Source organism: Leptothoe sp. EHU-05/26/07-4 (assembly GCF_043421015.1).
Lineage (GTDB): Bacteria > Cyanobacteriota > Cyanobacteriia > Phormidesmidales > Phormidesmidaceae > Leptothoe > Leptothoe turfae.
The window spans coordinates 704,720-725,356 of record NZ_JAXSQV010000005.1 but is presented as its reverse complement, the minus strand read 5'-3'; the positions used below and the strand labels follow the sequence as shown (position 1 = coordinate 725,356).

Annotated in this window: 11 protein-coding genes; 7 read left to right on the top strand and 4 right to left on the bottom strand. The window is 46.6% G+C overall.

The features are described from left to right. The first annotated feature begins 380 nt into the window (after positions 1 to 380). From U2F10_RS21760 to U2F10_RS21750, 3 genes are read left to right on the top strand one after another with little or no spacing between them, the layout of a single operon-like run. Entirely contained in the window at positions 381 to 848 is a 468-nt protein-coding gene (locus U2F10_RS21760; RefSeq protein WP_499873260.1) for a hypothetical protein, read from the top strand. Next, complete coding sequence (locus U2F10_RS21755) at positions 845 to 2,518, top strand: hypothetical protein (protein WP_499873259.1); 1,674 nt, start codon at positions 845 to 847, stop codon at positions 2,516 to 2,518. The genes U2F10_RS21760 and U2F10_RS21755 overlap by 4 nt, the downstream gene beginning before the upstream one ends. Further along, entirely contained in the window at positions 2,515 to 3,234 is a 720-nt protein-coding gene (locus U2F10_RS21750; protein ID WP_499873258.1) for a DNA-methyltransferase, read from the top strand. The genes U2F10_RS21755 and U2F10_RS21750 overlap by 4 nt, the downstream gene beginning before the upstream one ends. A gap of 102 nt (positions 3,235 to 3,336) precedes the next feature. Here U2F10_RS21750 and U2F10_RS21745 read toward each other — a convergent pair whose 3' ends face one another. Continuing rightward, entirely contained in the window at positions 3,337 to 3,960 is a 624-nt protein-coding gene (locus U2F10_RS21745) for an XRE family transcriptional regulator (RefSeq protein WP_499873257.1), read from the bottom strand. A gap of 105 nt (positions 3,961 to 4,065) precedes the next feature. Here U2F10_RS21745 and U2F10_RS21740 point away from each other — a divergent pair, with 105 nt between their 5' ends. The 3 genes from U2F10_RS21740 (at position 4,066) to U2F10_RS21730 (ending at position 7,623) form a co-directional block, all read left to right on the top strand. Further along, positions 4,066 to 4,323, top strand: a complete 258-nt coding sequence (locus tag U2F10_RS21740; RefSeq protein WP_499873256.1) for a helix-turn-helix domain-containing protein — start codon at positions 4,066 to 4,068, stop codon at positions 4,321 to 4,323. Beyond that, positions 4,274 to 4,582 carry a hypothetical protein gene (locus tag U2F10_RS21735; protein WP_499873255.1) on the top strand — a complete coding sequence of 103 codons (309 nt, stop codon included), beginning with the start codon at positions 4,274 to 4,276 and terminating at the stop codon, positions 4,580 to 4,582. Before U2F10_RS21740 ends, U2F10_RS21735 begins: the two co-directional genes overlap by 50 nt. 365 nt (positions 4,583 to 4,947) lie before the next feature. Next, positions 4,948 to 7,623, top strand: coding sequence for a DUF3987 domain-containing protein (locus tag U2F10_RS21730; RefSeq protein WP_499873254.1), 2,676 nt, complete (start codon positions 4,948 to 4,950; stop codon positions 7,621 to 7,623). 388 nt (positions 7,624 to 8,011) lie between these two features. Here U2F10_RS21730 and U2F10_RS21725 read toward each other — a convergent pair whose 3' ends face one another. The 3 genes from U2F10_RS21725 to U2F10_RS21715 all read right to left on the bottom strand — a co-directional run bounded on the left by U2F10_RS21725 (position 8,012) and on the right by U2F10_RS21715 (position 14,144). Continuing rightward, entirely contained in the window at positions 8,012 to 8,185 is a 174-nt protein-coding gene (locus tag U2F10_RS21725; RefSeq protein ID WP_499873253.1) for a hypothetical protein, read from the bottom strand. A 64-nt stretch (positions 8,186 to 8,249) separates the two neighbouring features. Further along, a complete protein-coding gene (locus U2F10_RS21720; RefSeq protein WP_499873252.1) occupies positions 8,250 to 10,397 on the bottom strand; it encodes a ShlB/FhaC/HecB family hemolysin secretion/activation protein in 2,148 nt (715 codons plus the stop codon). 246 nt (positions 10,398 to 10,643) lie between these two features. Beyond that, the gene (locus U2F10_RS21715) at positions 10,644 to 14,144 is read right to left on the bottom strand and encodes a CHAT domain-containing protein (RefSeq protein WP_499873251.1); all 3,501 of its coding nucleotides are present in this window, start codon (positions 14,142 to 14,144) and stop codon (positions 10,644 to 10,646) included. 557 nt (positions 14,145 to 14,701) lie between these two features. Between U2F10_RS21715 and U2F10_RS21710 the strand changes: the two genes are divergently transcribed. After that, entirely contained in the window at positions 14,702 to 20,617 is a 5,916-nt protein-coding gene (locus tag U2F10_RS21710; protein WP_499873250.1) for a HEAT repeat domain-containing protein, read from the top strand. Positions 20,618 to 20,637 lie beyond the last annotated feature (20 nt).

Genomic DNA, 20,637 nt, shown 5'->3' with positions numbered 1-20,637 from the left:
TACAAAATGAACATTGGGTAATTGCAGAACTTCATCTTAATGTGCGTGGTAGTTCTGCAAGAAGTATCATATTAGATTAGTAGTATTTTTGATCTATACAATGCAAGCAAATCTTCCATCATTTTTGAATCGTGTAGGCATTATCAGGTCAAACAACCATATTTGGACATAATGTCTGAGTCATTTTAGATTTCTGCTAATCTAGCTTTTTCATCCAAATGACCTGAATTTGAATAAATTAAGAGCTGGTTGATGCCTAAGCGGTAATTGATGGCATTGATAGTCGCGTTATGTGATTAAATCACCGAATACGCTTTCAAATTCTTCTGATGGATAGCCTATTCACCTTGATACATTGACTATTCCCTAAAAACATAGAAATGACTAAATCCATTTCTATAGGAATATCAAACGGCATCAGAATATTGTACTTGGCGAGGCATCTAACCTTTTCTGATGAATATAAACATAGCAGAGAAAGCAATATGCCTAACTTAAAAGCTGCTTATCGTGGAGCAGTACAAGCTCAAGGGGATGACATCAAAAAAAAAGGTGGATATACCCGCTCTTGGGCTCAAGAATTGCCTGTTACAGCTGATGAGGGTATAGCATTTCTTTCTGATATTGAAGGGCAGTGCGATAAGAATCAGAAAAACCAACGTAAATCTGCCTTTGTTAAGGCAAAACGGTTCATCGAAAATGCTAGAAAGGCAGGTGGTGTTTTACCAGAAGCACAACCACATTCATTTCAGCATCGTCAACGTACTGTTAAAAATGCTCGTGTTGATATAGAAATTCGTGATGGGATTACCTTTATCCCCTTTCCAATAAGTAAGAGCAAAGAATGACAACTTTTCTCGAAAGTGTACAACAATTCTTAGACTCCGACGATATCGCTGGAGCCAGAGAGTTTATTGAGACAAAACTCTCTAATCTAAGAAGAATCAGTAATGATATTAGAGAAGTAGCAGCACTGTTTACTTTGGGGTCACAAAGTGCTCTGGAAGTTGGATTAGGGGTATTAGGACGTAAACTTCAGCAAACACAATCAATAGATGACAACATAGCTTGGTTGCTTCTTGCAGCAGTATTATCTCACAATGATATTGATGCTGATAGTCCCTCCAGGATTAGTATCCTTGGGCTTATATCTACCATTAGTAATTGGGACTCTCCCACTTTTGCCTTATTAGCTCCAGCACTAGACTCCTTCTTTAGAGTTAGTCTTACTACTCAAGGTAGCCCTTTAGTGGCTGAACAAACCTTAGACTTTCTGGCTACATGGGGTGATAGTTATGCAACGGCTCCTCGAACAAATGAACAACTTCTCGAATTGCATAACCTTGCACAGAGAGTGGCCAACGAAATAGATGATTCAGAATTAAAAGAGGAGTGGTGTGAAGGCCTAAACTGTTTTTTAGATACTGGACATACTAATATATACGTTGACCAACGCATTTGGTCAGCTGCTAGTGAGTTACTTCGCAATATCTATCCTACTAGAGTCCTCAATAGGGATAATGAATCAAATGACTTCAATCGAACCAGAGCAACAATAGTAAGGTTAATAACTTCTTCTCTTGCTGCAGTTGGCACAATACTTAGTGAGGATGGTCTATCAGTCGCTGTCCATATCGATAATCCTGAAGAGGATAATTTTTGGGCACTTGTCTCTGGTGCAATAGATAAATTAGAACGATTATTTCAAGAAGCGGCAGATTTAGCGTTTAGAAGAGTAACCAGGTTGCCCACCTTTAGACCTGCACAAGCAGTTCCAGGATCATGGACAGTTATACTTCACATTAACCTTAGTGAGAATCAAACGATTTCACTTGCCAATGCCATTTCCTCTCTTGCTTCGTCAGGGATTGAAGGTTTCGATCCAAACTCTCCTTTAGCCGAAAGTTGGATTGATTGTGCATCTAGGCTCCAAAAAGACAATCTGTGCGTAGATATGGCTGTTGCTGCCAATATCCCTGATTTATATATTGCTCCAGCAATTTCTACAGAAGACGTTCCTTCTTTTGAAGAATTTCCTCATCCTAATATAAGAATACTTTCTCGTGATGTGCCCCAGGCTAATAGTCTTGAAAGAGTTCTCGACCTTGCAGCACTCCTACTTGAATATCCTTCTTCTCCATCAATTGTCCGCGAAGAATTTTTAGCAGTAGATGAAATCACTTCCAGGCAATTTGCCTACTATCGCAGAGCAGCTGAGATTTTAGGCCTTTTGGACTGGCGTGGACGCCCAACAGCAGCTTGTTCGGTCCTTATGCGTCTACCGGAAGAATCGCAAATGAGATTTCTTGCCCATCAATTTATCTCATCAAGCATTGGAGCTGCATGGTTAGCTTGGGAAGATGTTCATGACCTTGCAGAAATTCGACCCGAAACAGCAGCTCAGTTCGTGATGGCAGTATCCCCATCCCTGTCAGAAGATACTGCTAGGCGTCGTGCTACTACCTTACAATCTTGGCTTGAGATATTTCTTGAATACTGGTACGGGAGCGAAAAGTGAATAATCAATACCATATTGAACACAGCGATGTCATCAAGTTCCTTAACCAGTTAGATAATGAAAGTATCGATCTGGTAATCACCGATCCACCTTATGAGTCATTAGAAAAACACCGTCGGATAGGTACAACGACACGACTTAAGAAAAGCAAGGCCTCCTCAAATGAATGGTTTAAGATATTTCCAAATTCTCAATTTCCAGAACTTTTCCAAGAATTATATAGAGTACTGCGTAAAAATAGACACTTTTATCTCTTCTGCGACCCTGAAACTATGTTTATAGCAAAACCAGTAGCAGAAGCGGCAGGTTTTCGTTTCTGGAAGCCTTTAGTATGGGATAAGGTTGCAATAGGCATGGGGTATCATTATCGAGCTCGATATGAATTTATCCTTTTCTTCGAGAAAGGAAAACGTAAGCTAGCTGATCTTTCAGTACCTGATATCCTTGAGCACAAGAGGATTAGAGGTGGACATCCAGCAGAGAAACCAGTTGAACTACTTGAAACACTTGTCAGACAGAGTACCTTGCCTAATGAGTTAGTTTGCGATCCGTTTATGGGTTCTGGAAGTGCTGGCATTGCTGCCATTCGGCAAGGACGCCAATTTATAGGTTGTGATTTAGCCATGCAATCTGTAACCTGGACCCAAGAAAGAATTGATATAGAACTGACCCAAAATATGCAAGATTTAAGCGATGACGTAATAACGAATCGCTAAAGTCACAAAACGCAATCGTGTTAATTCCTCCATCATGAACCTTGTTCTTACTGCTTTTCTCGTCAAGAAAGATTTTAGAGCAGACGAATAGAAGTTGTTTTTTCAATATTTACAGCCAACCCACACAACCTTGCCCATAATACTTAGACCACTTGAATTTTCTGATAGATCAATCGCAAAGTTTTTGTAGGTAGGGTTATCACTAAGCATTTGCATCTTGTTGTTAACCCAATATTGCAAACGCTTAATTAAAATTCTATCTTCCAACTTCAACAGATAAATTCCGTGATCAATTGCATCTAAAGCTCTATCAGTGGTGTCGACAAGAATTAAGTCTCCTCTTTTCAAGGTTGGTTCCATACTCTCGTCTTTGACCTGAGTTAGGAGAAGATTTTCAAACGAATTCGGGAACTCAGCCTGTAGCCAACCGGCTTCGAAGGCTAAGGTTTCCTTGTAAATGTATTTCTTTGCAAGTACGTCTGTTGCTGTCTGTCCAGCGGCTAACCACTCCAGGCTGACATCAGCGGCGCGAGCGATCGCAAGTAACACAGGTCGGGTCGGCTCACTATTCCCACTCAGATATTGACGCAGCACCGTATCCGAGAAACCACACTCCCGCGCAAAGCTACGAATGCTTTTGTCCCCCACCACTTTTTTCAACCGACTTGGGAAATCATCAGGCTCATCAACATTCGGCTGCATCTCTTCAGGTAATGGATCGCTCATCAGTAGTTTGCCACCTATATTTCTTATGACGAAACTTATAAGGCTTGACACACGCGTTATAAGTTGTTAGCCTCATCGTTATGTTGATGTAGCCACGTAGATTCTATGCATGTAGAAGACATTAAAGCAGCTTTGCGCAAGCAAGGCTGGACTTTGGCGAGCATAGCCAGAGAACTGGAGGTTGGCCCCTCGGCAGTCTCCCATGCACTCTCACGACAGCGCTCTCGACGGATCGAACGATTTATCGCCAGTAAAGTGGGGCTCGCCCCGCATGAAATTTGGCCTCAACGCTATAAGCGAGGAGTCATCCATCATGGACCAGTTTGTCAACAAACAAGAAGCTACCCAATGTCTAAAGCTTAGCGATAGTAAGCTTAAGCGTTACCGTTCTAAAGGGCTTTTGGTTGAGGGGCTGCACTGGGTGCGTATTAATAGTCGCGTTATCCGTTACAACCTAGAGTTACTGAAAGACTGGGCCATTAATCGTCATGATCCAATCGCCCATCAGCGGGCCATTGAGCGGTATCAGTCCCGGTTATTAAGTAACCAAAGCAGCACGTTCAAAAAGCCATTCAAAACCTCCGCTCGCAGACAAAGCCGGAGTCGAGTCAAACAGCATTAAGGTTTCATCTTTTCATCAAGATGTTGATGAGTTCCCTGCATAACTCATGGGATTAGGTTCCCAATAAAAAACACCCAACCATTTATTGGCTAAGGTGTTTGACTTTCAATCTTTGATTTTTTGAGCTGGGTTAATTTGAGTGTCTGGATGGTTTTGACCGAACCTTCCAGGCCATTAACCTGCTACTAAATTTGTGTTCTTCAACTATAGCAAACTGGATCGAAATGTCCAGTGGAATATAGTGTTAAACCCATGGCCCAGTTCAGCCAACTGCTGTGCACCAGACGCTATGGAGTAACCGCCCAAGGAATTGTGGCGGTATAGCTCTCTCGGCATAAATTGAGCCCTGTAGCAGGTTCAGATAGATGGCCCAGCTCCCTATCCATCAGGAGCTGACCATGGCACAGTACCAATATTCAGGCCGATCGAACCCCTGTCCGATTTGCGATCGCACCAAGGACAAAGACTGCCGCTGGAATGAGGAGGTGGTCTTTTGCCACTCCCACATTGACCAGGATGCACAGGTAAATGGCTATGTCTATCGGGGGGCAACTAACGATGGGCTGTGGGGGCAATACTTTGCAGCTGCGGCTCAGCCTACCAAGCCGGTGCGGCCACGCCGTAAACAGGATTATTTTTACCCTAGTCGGGACGGTCAACCGCTAGTGAAGGTGACTCGGGTGGATCAGGGGACTGGCTCAAAGTACTTTGTGCAGAAGCGTTGGGACGGTCAAGAGTGGGTTAAGAAGCTGACTCCAGAGGTGAAGCAGCAGGTACCGATTTATCGCTATCGGGAAGTGCAGCGTGCGATCTCAGCCGGACAAACCATCTGGATGGTGGAAGGAGAAGGTTGTGCTGATGCGCTCTGGCGTGTAGGCATTCCGGCGACCACTACCCTGGGAGGGTCCAAAAAATATCGCAGTTATGGAAACTATAACGCGGATCTCAAAGATGCGCGTCTGGTGCTGTGTCCTGATCAAGATCAGGTGGGGCTGGTCCATATGGCGGAGATCAATGAGGACTTTCCCCAGGCACAATGGTGCTATGTCTACCCGGATAGTTGGCGCTGGCATAACTTATCCAAGCATGGCGGGCTGGATATTGCCGACTGGATTACGGATGGGGCAACAGCGGAACAGGTTCGGGCAGCGGTAGGGGTGCGGCGACAGCTGAATTCTGACCCACCATCGACAAGCCAATCATTAGATGTGCCAGCACTTCAGGCCCAGATTCGCGACTATCTGGCCCAGGCTCCTTCTGAGCTGGAGCTGTCGGGGCAGGTGGTGCAGTGGCATCGAGAGGTGGGTCTCTCGGCCAAGGATCTGTGGAGTTTGATTAAGCCAATCCAGGCGGAACTGGAGCAGGTGGAGGAAAAGGATGAGCGCATGGCTGAAATCAGCCAGCTGCTGAAGATTGGTGACTATGAGCTACAGCTAGAGGACTATCTCCATGCAGACCTGGCGGAACCGCTGACCCAAATTGCCAACTGGATTGGGGCCACGCCTGCAGCTATGTTGATAACCCTGTTGCCGGTGGCGGCTTCTCTTCTCCAAATAGGAACAGAATTGGAAATTGATGCGGGGATGGGGTTCTATGTGCCGCCGATTCTGTTTACGGGGTTGGTGGCTCCCTCGGGGAGTAAGAAGAGTCCGATCCAGCGACAGATTCTTAAGCCGTTATCACGATTGCAGGAAGAGGCGGATCAGGACTATGACTGGGCGGTTTCGGAATATGAGGTGGACCTGCGGGAGTGGGAGGTGACGAAGAAGGAGGAGCGTTGCGATCGCCCTAGGAAACCAACGCCACGGGAGTATCACACTGCGGATGCTACACGAGAGGCGCTGGCACGGATTCAGTCGCAGCAGCCGACGCGGGGTCTGTTGGTGACGCCGGATGAGTTGGCGGGACTGTTTAAGGGACAGAATCAGTATCGCAATGGGCGGGGCAATGATAAGGAGTCGTTGCTGACGGCCTTTGATGGGTCGGGGTTGAAGGTGGATCGGGCTAGCGGTTTTCGCATCAGTATTCCGCGTACCAGTCTCAGCATTACGGGGACGATACAGCCGGATATTCTGCGGGGGATGATGGGAGACTTTTCTGATGCTAGTGGTCAGTGGGCAAGGTTTTTATGGTGTTTGCTGCCGTTGAAGTCTGCGCCGTTTCCGCGTAGTACGGTGCGATATGACATTTCGGAGCGGCTATATGATGTCTACCGGCAGTTGGCGGAGCTGACGCCCCGGTGCTACGGGCTAACTCCCGAGGCAAAGACTCTATATGCGGACTGGTATGACCAGTTGGATCAGCGGCGGGTGACGGAGACGCATCAGGGTTTACAGGCAGTCTATTCGAAGATGCAGGGGTACACGGGGCGGCTGGCGCTGATCTTGCATTGTCTGAATGCGTCAGTTGATGGCTGTCTACCGGCAGAGGGGGTATCGGCCCAGACGATGACGGCGGCGATTAAGCTGACGCGGTGGTTTATTGGCCAGGTGAAGCTGCTGTATGCGGAGGGGGATACGGTAGACGGGGCATTGGAGCCGGTCTATACGAAGTTGATCCGGTTGTCGCGGGTGCGGGGTTGGCTGCGGGCGAAGGATGTGCGGAATTATGAGCGGAGTTTACGGAAGGCGAGTTCGGATGTGATTCGCTCGCATTTTCGTGAGTTGGAGGCAATGGGGTATGGGAAGACCAGGGGGATGGGGAATCGGTTGCAGTGGCGGGCAACAGTAGATGTAGACGCTAATGAGGAAACGGTAGTCGGAGTGTCTCCTGCTGAAAGCAATGATTCATTTGGGTTTCAGGGAAAGGGTAGACAGGTTGACGGGGTTAAGAGTGTTCCGGATAGAGTGGTAGACAGGTTGACTGCGGTGGAAATGAGTCAGGGGGTCTACTTGTCTACCGAAATGGCTAAAATGATTGGTATGGAAGGAGTTCAGGTGGTAGATCGGGTGTCTACTGAAGGGTTAGGGGTAGATGGGATGTCTACTGAGGAAGGGGCACCCGGTGATGAAGCGTTAGACGGTGAGGAAGGCGAGCAGTGATTGAAGGTAGGAGATATCTCTCGATATGTGGGATCGGGGTTGAAAATGTTGAAGGGATTAAATCAGCTCAGGATTGAGGCTATTGAGGAAGAAGCGGCAATTGTGAAAGGGATTGGGTGGTATGTTACTCAAAAAGTCTCTCTCAGAGATTTAGAGCGAATATCATCATATAGTTAAAGAATCTATGCAATCCATGAGAGAGTAAAGAAACCAACATAAACACTCTCGACTCAGGTCACCACTCGTTTAGTCGTCACCTATTTCAATTGGATTTGACAACATAGTCGAACTAAAAATACAGCTTCAGCAGGCTGAATTAACCACACGGCCTTGGATATGACATGATGTAACCTATCCCACTTTTCACTAAAGCACGACCAGAATGTACCTATTTGGTCATACCGTAATTAGTATCTGTCTCAGTCTCATCAAGAAGGTTGATTAAAGCCCTAGCCTGCTGGAAGGGCTGATCTTGGTAAGCGTGGTCAGCAACAATATACCAATGCCTATGGTCAACTGGCTGGGGTTGAAACAACAGATAGAACAATGAGTCACGCCGCATTGTCCTCCTCAAATCAGATATTGACTCAGAGCAAGTGTACTGTATCGACAATTTAATAGCGTTATTAGTAGATAGGCTGAGTATAGTTAATACTGAAATGAAATCGCTGATCTTGTAGGTCATCGCCTGCATCACCCGCTCCCGAGAGAGGAATGCCATAATCTAACCGGAGCCTCAAATTTTTTGACTCTAGAAGATTAGCCTGCAGCCCTATCCCCACGCTGGCAATAAAATCTGGGTCTAAGGTTTGATTAGGGTTGCCATTATTATTCCAAACCCATCCCGCATCAAAAAATGGAATGAGCTTTAAGTCCAGCCAACTTTGCTCACCATTGATAAATATATTAATTCTATCTTCGACTGAAAGGACTACGCCGTTGTCACCAGCCCGGAAGTTTTCTCGATAACCTCTGACAGATTGCCCACCGCCCATCACAAACTGGTTGATCGGCAGCAGGCTATCAGAAGCCACTTGAGCAACAGCGCGGGCAAACAGGGTATGATTTTCGCTTATTGGCTTTAAGAGCTGCGCCTGACCATTCCAACTGAAAAACTGACCATCTGGAATAGGGGATGGATTATCGGTGGCATCAAATACCCCTATGCCCAGGTTGAACTGAGACCTTAACAAAAATAAGTTATTACGCCCTCGCTGGATATATTCTTGAGCAAATGAAAGGGTCGATGTTTTACTAATACCCGATTCATCTGGCCCAAACCCTACCCTAAATGGCAGGGTCTCACCCACAAAAGTCTTGCCTTCCTCAAAGGTGAAGCCGACTTCTAATGCAAATTCCTGGGCAAGTGTGCGACGTAGGGGATGACGGTAATTAATTGAATAACGTTCAGTCTCCGAGCGGAATCCAAATGATGAGAAATCTCCCTGAACCACATCTTTTTGATCGCGGGCAGCCTGTATGTTGATGCGGCCTAAGCTGCTCCCGATCGGAGGAGACGTATAATCTGCCAGCCAGGATGTAAGTATATCGTCCCCTAAAAAGTCATCATCATCAGAGTCAAAGCTAAAGCTAGGGCTGTCGCCTTCAATGCTATAGCGTCCTCTGGTGGCTAGGGTTGTCCCATTATCAGAATTATATATAGCTCCCCAATCAAATCCCACATCGCCCAGGCTCGGAGGTGCGTAATTATTTAAGGATAGGCTAAGTTCTGAGATGATTTGTTGCACCTCAATGTCCAGTACACTCGCACCTGGAGTAGAAGTATCTTCACCCCAAGTTTTCCGGGGTGCTCGCAAAACTGATAAGGTCAGATCGTTTTCAAAGCGAGGATCCAGCGACAGTAGCCGAACGTAGTCTTCTAAATCCGATATATTAACAGGGCGTTGATCATATGGATCCTCTAAATCTCCGGTAGCAGGTCTAAGATGAGCCCGAATATATTGACCCAGCGGCGTTCTTTCTCCGAGTCCTTCTATTTTTGATTCACCTTCTGACTGATGGGACTCTTCAGCAAATACTTCGCTATTAGCCACGGACATCTCTGTGGATATTTCATCCTCGTAGCGATACTCTGTAGAGCGTTGGCTACTAACTCTGACATCTTGAATGAACCCTTCAATTACATGGATGAATAGGGTGCCATCACTCCGGACATCAACTGCGCCTGCCCTAGAAGTGACATAGCCAGAAGTAAGATATTGCAAAGTAATTTTGTCTTGAATACCTTTGATCTGCTCAGGTAAAACTGTCTGGCCAAGATAAGGTGTCAGAATTGCATCAAGATTAGCTACAAATTCCCTGTCGCGTCTTGTATCTCGCCTTGTGTATAGAGAACGCTGGCTAAAGCAATAGTCTCGAATAAGAATAGTCTCGTAAGGTGTACTAGCTTCACGTGGTTCATCAACCAATTCATCAGACCCGAATGAACCATCTGCCTCGTAACTAATTATCTCATCTGCTGAAATATTTCCAATATCAATCTTTGTTCCCTGACTACAGACGAAACTATTTTCAGATAGGTCAGAGCCTGTGGAATTTTCTTCTAAATCTGTTGAATTAGAATTTTCTTCTAAGGTTAGCTGCCCTAAATCTGTTGAGTTAGAATTTTCTTCCAAGTCTAGCTGACTTAAACTGAACTGACTTACACTTTTATAATCTGTATTACCTGTATAAGTTGCCTCAGTCTCTATATAATCCAGGCTTCCAAAATCCAATTCAGTTATCACCTGATTCTCAAATAGTTCTAGACTCACTGAGTCTGGGGGAAGTAGAAATCTAGCTTCTGTCTGGACGGAGGGCAAATCCTCAGCTTCATTATTATAGGATTGGGCCTTTGCAAGAGAATTACTCGATATTGCCAAAAATAAAGCTAAATACAGTAGTGTGAATCCCCCTTTAAAGGGTTTTGGAGAGTCCTGATAAAATTGTCGAATAGAAAAAGATATTTGCCTATTCATCACATATATGCCTAGAAATGACTTTGCTTTTCAAGAAGTCTGTTACCAAGGGCTCCCTACCAGCGTAAATGCTGACCAGTAGAAAGGATGAGTAAGCTGTGAAATCACTTCACCTCTTTCACTTCGAAGTCTACGTAAGATAGATTCAATGCCCTGAATTTCTGTTTCTGTAAGTGAGCGCGAACTGTCCTCACTCGCCCATCGGGTATCGTTATTACGCAAGAGAGATTGAATAATCACTTCTAGCTCGTTTAAATTTTGTCGGAGCCGTTGCTCATCTAACATAGCCAACTGTGTTTTTCGAACAGCTTCTGCTTTGGTAGCAGATGTGCCTAAATTACGGTAAAACTCCATCATGTAAATCAACGTGCCCAGGTCGCTTACGTACCAGAGACTTGCCAGGGTAGATTTCACTTCAGCCTGAAGCGAGAGACCTGCAAATCCTAGTTCGGCGCTTTCATCCCCCAAAGCCGTTTGGCAAGCACTTAAAATCAGCAAATCTATGGGGGGATTATTCCAACTTAAGGTGTCTACCTGGAGTGGGTTAAGGGGTAGGGTAGAATCCCAGAGTTGGATTTCTGAGTCGCTCGCGTCGCCTGGGTTGAAATTGGCATGGGTCGCCAGATGCACAATTTGGAAAGGATGCTCACGACGGGCGCTACGTAAAGTCTCTAGAGTGACCTGCTCGTTGGATATAACCTTGGTTTGACTGCGCTCGTTACTGGTTGGTGTGCCATTTAGTTGATTTTCATCTCCTACCCAGATGTTGTTGATGAGCTGAAGCTCTAGAGGTACGGCACTGAGCGGTGGGTATGTATCTGAATCGGCAAATTCAGATATTCCCATTGCTAGCACATCTGCCTGCTGTAGGTCATTACGACGCAAATCGAGCGAGCTAAAGTTAGGAATAATACTGATTTTGTACTTTTCAGCCAAAAATTCGTCTGTTTCTGAATCATACAAAGCCGCTAGGGGAATTAACCTTAAACCACTTTCCATTGAAAACAGCAGCGTATCTACCTTGATGCCTTCTTCATCAAGCTTTCTTTCAATAGGCCTAATCAATAGATCATAGAGTTGTTCTGCATATTGCAAATAATCATCTGTGCCTGGTTGCTGAATATCTCTCCAAAGATTTTCAACCCCCAGCACTAGGGCGTCACGGCTGACAGATTGTCCTCTCTCTAAAGACAATCCACCGCCTGTACTATCATTGCCGTCATTGCTACCACCGCTTTCAGATTGACTATCTGGTTGATTGCCGGATTGAGCAGGCTGCGCTTGTTTGGTGCGATCAGCTTGAAATGGGCTGTTCCCTTTTGGTTCTGGTTGAAATAGACGCTCTTGCTCTGGTTCTTCCAGTTCAAACTCAGCAATACTTCGAATTTCTATCGGCAATGCTTGGGAAGTTTCTACCCGAATGAACACCCGATCTCTCCGAGACGATACATAAACAACGGCAGCTTTAATACTGTCTTCTTGTTTCTCCATTTCATGCAGGGCATACCGAAGATTTTTAGAATCTACGATCTCACGGGTAAAGTCGCGCCCAAAATATTGTTCAAACTCTCTGTCTATCTGACTTTCAAGATCTTCCGTACTAAGCTCAGATTCAATCGCTGGTGGGGCCGAAAAGGTGGAAGACGGTGGCGGATCAATCAGGGTCGGCGACGTAGTTGGGACCACATTAGAGTCGATAGCTCCTGTGGAGGTATTGGTACCGGCTGGCAAATTAATCACGCCCTCAGTGGCGTCGTTGCCAAACCCTTCAGTGCGAATATTGCCCAGACTCACTGTGGCCCCGATAGGTGCAGAAACATCAAGTATTCCTCCAGGCCCAGAAAATGAAGAGATGTCAATATTTCCAGTCGAAACATTACCCTCATCAGACTCAATAAAAACCGTACCCCCTCGATCTCTTATCGCAGTCGCAGAAATATTCCCAGTAGAGATATCACCAGCGGTTTCTATTTGAATGACCCCGCCCGTGACACCTTCAGAAAAGGGAGAAGTATCGAGGTTGCCTGTCGAAATATCGCCGTCGGCACTCAGAATAATGTTGCCATCTGCGCCATCGAACCCTGTATTGATATTCCCGACCGAGATGTTGCCTGGTTCAGTCGTATCTTGCTCTGGACTAAAGATGGTAGGGAAAAACTGACTACCTACCGTAGTCGGAACGTTACTGGCGTTCTCCAGAGTATCAAGACCTGCTCTAAGAATCACTGCGTGAGAACTGGTCAGAATGCCAATATCGGGGTCGGTACCTGTTAGCCCAATATCAGGAGAGGTAATTGTGATATTTCCCCCTTGGATGCTACCCAGCGACTCAATTTTTAGAGAAGCCCCCGTATAGTTGCCAAAGATAACGTCGCTATTGGCACTAATAATAGGGTCATAAAGGCTAGAAAAATCACCCGGTGCATCTTCTAAATTAAGAATTGAAAAAGTACCCCCGCTGGTGAAGTGAGCATCGGCTGAGACCGGTTGACCACTGACTAAGCGCAGGTCGCCACCGCTGCCAAGACTAGTCTCTGGATGGGTCAGTGCCAAAATATCTACGCGCTGATTGCCTTGTAGATGTAATTCTTCTCCTGACAATAAGGTGAGAGGTTGGGTGGTCGTATCGCGGAGCTGTAAGTTAGCATCCGCAGAGAGCTGAAGATCTTGCGTTGACTGAAAATCGCTACCCACAGCAGTCAGATTATTCGCTGCCGTTAAACTGACGGTGCCGCCCTCTACCTGTTGAGCGTAGATATCTCCAGGTGAAATTTGAAACTCGCTACCGCGAATCTGCGCCGTTTGGTTGTTGGAAGCTGCGATCGGTGCATTAGCCTGGGTTGGGGCACTGGTCAGCAGTTGTGGCAACGAGAGCACTGGCAGCACCCAATCTTGGGGGAGCGAGTCTAGCTGCTCGGGTAGTTCAATCTCAAGCTGCAGCATGCTTCCCGGTTGCCCAATGCGAATTGCTCGATTCCCCGGAACCGAAGTTATGGTCAGCTCACCCGCTGGAGCTGATAATGTGCCTGGGCTGGCAACCGTGCCGCCAATCAGGGCTAAGTCATACCCCGTTTGAGTGGATAAATCAGCCAGATTGAGAATGGCACCGGGCTGATCGACTGTGAAAATAAAGCCATCGGGAGCGCCCATTAGCGCCGAGTAGTCATGATTACCTATGGCCCCAAACCAGTCGTCCCCAAATCGAATGCCATCGGCGGTTGTCGCAACAAAATCCGCTGGCAGATTCAGCGTGGCGTGAGGGCCAAAGGTGATCCCAGATGGGTTCATAAAAAATAAATTAGACGAGCCACCGCTAACTTGTAGCACCCCGTCAATGAAGGAGGCTTCTCCACCGCCCACACGTACTAATATGTTATGGATTTGCGGGTTAGATAGAAAGTTGGCTATTTGCGCTTGAGTCAGCCCAAATTCTTGAAAACTATGGAATAGGTTACCTTGATCACCAGATAACTGCCCCCCGCTGATATCAAACTGATGACCATCAATGGTAACAATTGTGCCAACTTCGTCATTCGCAGGCACAGGGTTAGCGCTGGAAGGGGACGCAAATGTTAACGGAAAAACGGAGAACAGTAATACATTAGTAATAATCCATTTAATGATTTCTATTCTTCCCATCACTAGCAGACGTATCTTTAATGGCGTCACAAGCATTGCTGAATCGAGAAAACAGGTGTATGTGGTTAGAAGGAAGAAATCTAGATAGAATCCTGAGCTCTTCAACAGGATGCGCCATGGATTATCCAGTTTCGTATTACCGGTACTACTTTATTACGCTTAAGAAAAGAAATCGGCAAAATTACGTAAATTTTTATAGAATTACGTACGACGTCAGAGAACATCGTACTCTAAATTTTACTGAGGCTTAAAATAATAAGTCATTTGTGTTACATATGTGTAGCTCCAATAAGGAGGATGTTTGAGAAGTCCAATCATGCCTAGAAAACCGTAAAAGTTCCTTTTCAAACACTTTTTTTTTCAAACACCTTTATTAGAAGGGATGACTCAAGAACGTGGTGTCATCTCTTGGATTCTATAGAGATTCTTAAGTCGCTATTGCTCAAACACGAAACAATAAAATGGGGCAAAATATCTCTCGCCAACTATTGAAGCGTCTGATGTGGGGTATCGGGGTTGTACCTCTGATGATGGCGGATCTCTCGATTGCGATCGCGTCCAGCCAAATCCCTACGCCGAGACAACAACTTGCACAGTCCAATCCGAAATCGGTTGAAACCTGTCCGTCAGTGCAAGGGAGTTTGGATGCTCAAGCGTTTCGGCAGATAATCCAGCAGCTCACTGAGAATATCGATCAGTGTTCTGATGCTGAGCTTGATATCCTGCTGACGGATTTACAGCAGGCGATTGGCGCGCCGACAACAGAGGCGACCGCACTGGCCCAAATCACAGCTCTGCACAGCCTAAGCTGGCTGGTCAGTCAGGTGGATGCCCCCATCGTAGAAGAAGCTGAATTATTAACCTGGCTGCTTAAAATTGAGCCGTTACTAGCTGAAACTAGCCAGTTCTGGCAGGTCAAGTCAGCCGCCGTCACCCTATTTGAGGCTATAGCTATCCGTACTTTAGAAGTTGAGGGCTTGGATAGTGAAGGCATCAGCAATGCAGGGGGACTGACCAATGAAATCACCCGTATTTTCAGAGATTCAATTGCTTTAAACGCCCTCCAAATTGAGGATGCAGAGGCATTTCGTGAGCAGCTTAGTACATCTGACAATAGCCCCGAAAATGCTCAATCGGCCAGGGGCGCTGCCCAGTACCGGGCTCAGGTAGCTCACCACTTGGCAACACTGCGTATGATTAAGGCGGTTGGTCAAGAGCTACAGCAACAGATGGTTCGGGAAGTGGCTTTGCAAGTGCAGCTTATGCAGGAAGGCAAGCCTGTGCCTGAGTCTCCTTTTATAGAGCTCAGACAGTTCCTGGCCGCTGAAACGGCTGATCTTCTGAAAAAGCAGCTGGTTGAGATGCCTGAGGTTGAAGATGCTAACTCTGTGGCCGCAGCACTGTTAGTCGATATCAAAGTTGCCACAGTGGAAACATTAGCTGCTGTTGTTTTCCCTGATGATCCCAGCGAGGATGCCATGGCTTGCCCGCTGGGTGACTTTGAAGATTTAGACAAAGATCTTGACATCGAGACAATTCCCCCACTTTGTCTTTTAAACAAGCTGGCTGCTAAGGCCAGTGAATCAAATCAGGTGCGGGCGGCTGCGATCGCATCTTTAGAACAGCTCGGTAGCCTAAAGGAGCCGTTTCATAGCTTTGTTGTTGACAATCTATACAGCTTTGCTCAATTCGAGCCAACGGCTGATCAATCCGATCAAGCCCCTGATGACTCAACCCAGGCAGCTGAAAGAATTTTTGGTATTGATATTGCCAGCCGCATTGAAGGCCAACGGACATCGCAGCGCCAGCAAGTTCCCGCGAGACCTATTCTGGGCGCTATAACCCCCACTGAGCCCAACCTCGACGGGGCGCTTGCCCAGCGGACCGATGTCCAGACTCTATCTAGATTGTTGAGACCGGGTTTCGAGCAAAATAGCAACAATGAACTTAGGCAAACCGCTGAAACCGCCTTCAGGCAAATTTATGAAAATGATGTAGACAAGCTGGTGCAAGCTGCAAATTGGGCCATTAGGGAAAACGATCAGAGAACTCAGCTAGCTGCAGTGAAAGCCGCCGGAGGCATCAACTATCGGCGAATAGAGGCGATCCCGTCAGGCAATGAAGGTGTTAAGGATCCGCCAAAATCTCTCAAGGCCCTATCTATTTTCTTAGCCAAAAGTCTGGAATCTAACGAAGCCGACATTCGGCGGCGGGCTGCTTACGCTCTGGGGCAAATGGCAGCTTATTGGTCACCTGTATTTCAAGAAAGCTTTGATTCAAAGCTTCACAATGGCAATATCAGCGTATTAGAAGCCCTGCTGCTGGGGTTGAATGATAATAATGCTAAAGACGAAGCCACCGAAAATGTCATAGCATCCGTTGCCTTTGCCCTCAGTCGCTATGGCATCGCCCTTGATCAGACCCAAAAGCGGACCGAATTAATCCAGATAACCACGGGCAAATCTGGATTAGCTCAACCTGGCTCTGGTGACTTAGATACCCTGAAGGCGTGCCTCATGGCCACGATGGCCCCGGTTGAGGATGACCTCAACGGCTTTAATATCGCCAAAAGGCTGATAGAGTTTAACATCACCACAGACGAACAAACAGCCCAGGCCATTAAAAACGAATGGCTTGCCACCAGTCGGCGATTAGATCCGACAAAAGACGATCATAAAGAGAACAGCGCAGTCCCCTGCACCCTCCAAATTATTGAAACCAGGGTTCCTGAAAATCTAGATAGACTGCCCGACACAGATCGAACCTCGGTAGCAGCCGCCTTTACCCTCGGGCAAATCGGCATCAGCGATGGCGAAAAATCTGCCAGTTCAGAAGAACAGCAAACGATCAAGGATCTACTCTGGATTTTGCAGGTTCGGGATGTGCTAGCAACTAACACTGTCTCCAATCGCTACGCCCCAGACAGCGTACGAGATAGTATCGCCAACTATACCTTTGGCCAAATTAACCACAGAGAGCACGAGCTGATCATCAATTGCCTGCTCCGACCCGTTTCGTTCCCCGGTGATTTAGATATTGAAGCATCAGATAACGATGAACAGGTCTTCTCCAGCAATGTTTGTGAAGATACGATTTACTTACACAACCCCTTTACCCGCGCCGTAGTTATCGAAGCATTTGACCAAATTGGCCTAAAAGCAGACTCACTACGGGCGTTTGTCCGACGTACCAGGCGATTACTGGCTCAAGATGAAGATGAAAGTAATCGGGTGCAAGCAGCTGTGGCCAGGGTCATCCAAAGAAGTAACGATCGGGCCGATGAAGATCTACAAACTCTGCTAGAAAATCTACAGGCAAACCTACAGGAACTCGATGAAAAAGAAGCACAGGGCGGTGCCCAGGAACTTGAGGTTGGCTTTAGTCAAGCATTAATGGATCAAAGCCTCTTTTTCCTTAACAGACTTAATAACCTTGAGAATAATCCTGCTGGGGATGTCCTATTTGATGCAGCTCAAGACCTCACTCACGTTCGCCGTTTGCTATCGCTCCCCTACAACTCACTCCTGGCCTGTGCGGGGGCAAATTACGGTCTAGAAAGTATCGGCATCAATGACGATTTCACAGTTAAAGAGCGCTTGGAGCAGATATACGTTTTTCCCAAGCCCTATGCCCATATTTGTGCCTCAAACCGCTGGTCAGTTTCCAATTTAGAGAACTCCGGGCCGAGGCCCCCCGTCGTTGAAGAACCCGCTCTAGTTGAGCAGCTAGTTTTGATGAAAAGTGGAGCCATTGCTGCCCTGGGGCAGATTGACCCTAATTACAAAAGGTTATCCGAGGTTGTTAATTGTTTAGCTTCCTTAGCACAGGATAGAGGTAGCCTGATCCCAACCAATAACTGTCCAATCAATTTGGAAAAAGAGGGCAGTGCCAATGAGCTGCGTAATCGAGCTGAGGATTGGTGCCTCACGCCGTTCCAACTAGAAGAATTTCGTAAGCATGAATATTATTCGACCTATCAAGCTTTTGATTCTCTCGAATATGGGCTGACCTCATCCGAGCGTTTGGGAGATCGCCTTACCGAACCAGGTTGCCCGGAAGAAGCCCTAATTAAAGAAGAGCGGCTCCCTGAGCGATTGCCCGATGAAGAGCAATTCCCTGCTCAATACCAGGCAGAAGGTTGGGGCTTGAGCACCACCAACGCTGCTGAATATCTATATCTGCGGCAAGAGTTACGCAGGCCAGCCATGGAAGCACTGGGTCAGATTGCTCTGAGGGAGTCAGGGAATGATGCGCTTAATGCTCTCATTGAGCTTACCCCACCTAAGCGAGATAATACGCTTGAGAGCAGCCAGGATGAAAGCAGCCGGGATGAAGGTAGACAGCAAGACCCCAGACTTTTGCAGATAGATTTGCTTGCCTCGGTTGCCTTTGCCCTGCAATCCTCAGATCTATCTAATGGCTACAGTCAGCAGCAGCTAGCCAACAAAATAACGCCTATTGTGAATTTTCTGGTGGGGTTAATTAATCCAAAGTTAGAGAATCTAGACGATATTAAGGTAAGCGATGCTGCGGTTTATGCGCTGGCCAGGATAGAGCCATCTGCCTTTGCCAGTAGAGCAGACCTCGTCACTATTCTCGGAATCACATCAGAAAATCCAAGTAGCCCCGCCGCTGTTTGTCTCAGCCAAAGTCAGAAAAATAAGCCTGCCTCAGACGAGGATGAGGAAAACGAAACTAGAACACCGCCAGAAAATGCTTTCCTCCGGCGAGAAAATCTCTGTTTAGGTCTAGTTAACGTCCTTAGCGGTATCTCAAACTATCAGCCAAGAACTCGCGCATCGGTCGATACGTTCCTTGCTAAGCTTGCCAAAGATCCAGAAAGCGCCGTAATTCAGTCCAACGCAATTCAGGCAATTGGTGAACTTAATCGCGATGTATCTGGTAACTATAGACTTTTGTCCGAGCGTCTCGGGAATGATGAACCTCGCGTTATCTATCAGGTCATCCAGGCTTTTCTGAATGCAGACCCTAATGAAGGTGGCCAAGTTTTGGGTAATGCTTTAGATCTAAGAGACGGAGATTTTGCCTGGCAAGCAGCCCATGCGATCCGGCTGCTGGGTCAAGTCACTTTCTATGGCATAGAAGCCGCCGAAGAGTCCGGCCTTTCTAGTAACGATCCCGACTATGCCCTGTATTTATCCTGGCAGACAGCCTTAACCTCGCCTGACCTAACCTTAAGACTGGTAGACCGACTTAATGATGAAGTCAGCATCCCTGGACCTACTGACAAGAGCATAAAGCTAATCAATCAGATAATTTACGCCCTGGGTGAACTACGAACTCGTGATAGTGCCATACAAACCCTGGAAAGACTCTTGAACAATCGCAATACGGATCCCTCAACACGGGCTGCCGCTGCCTACGCCCTGGGCAAAATTGGCAACGAACATTCTGACATTGGCAGGGATGTCCTCCCCTCACTGCATAGAATTGCAGTAGATGAAAATGGTGCAGAGTCCATCGAGTTACAGGCCACAGCTGCCTACTCGATCTCCCAAATTGGCAGAAACGCTTACCAAAATCTGGCAGGAATTGATCCCACAGAGGTACTAGACGCCCTGCTAACCACTTACCACAATGCTAAGACCGAAGGCTCTGACACACTCAGAGCAATTTTGCTCTATGCAATGGGTGGCATCGGGTTTGAGGATAACCGCATTCTTGAAGCATTCGCAGAAAGCCTAGATCCTAATCAGCCCTCTAATATTCGGGTAATCGCGGCCACCTATGCTAATCGTTTATTCAATCAAGAACTAGCCTGTGAACCTGGCGAGTTCCAACTGGGCAGTGTTGACAACTATGATTGCACTCTACCAAGGTGGAACGAAAATCTAACGAACGCTTTGATCAGTGCAGCAACAAGCGATAGGGATGTCACCGTAAGACGCAATGCCGCCATCTCGCTAGGAAATCGAGTTAATTTCGTCTCAACCGAATCAAATCAATACTACCAGGATAGAATTCTAGAAAACCTGGCCGAAGTTTTTTGGAATGAACGGGAATACCCGTCAGTGCGGACAGCAGCAGGTGCCTCAATTAAAACACTTTCGAGCGGTAATAAACTGACAGTCGCTTTTGAAGCAACACTTGAGGATCTTGAACTTGTAGAACAACTGAGAGCGGGTTTGAGATCTCCTGAACTGAGAAGTCCCGATCAAGCTTTATTTTCCATTAGGAGCTCTACTTTGATTAATGCACTGGATGCAAATTTACGAGCAGAAATTCTACTAATCATATTAGATGAAATTCGCACTGGAGTACGTAATATTCCAGTAGGTACAGGAACTGTTGCAATCAGTAGTAAACCTTTCTATTGCAAAATTCGTGGCACTGGTCGTTTACCTAGATGCAGATAATTTCAGGATTATTCAGAGGA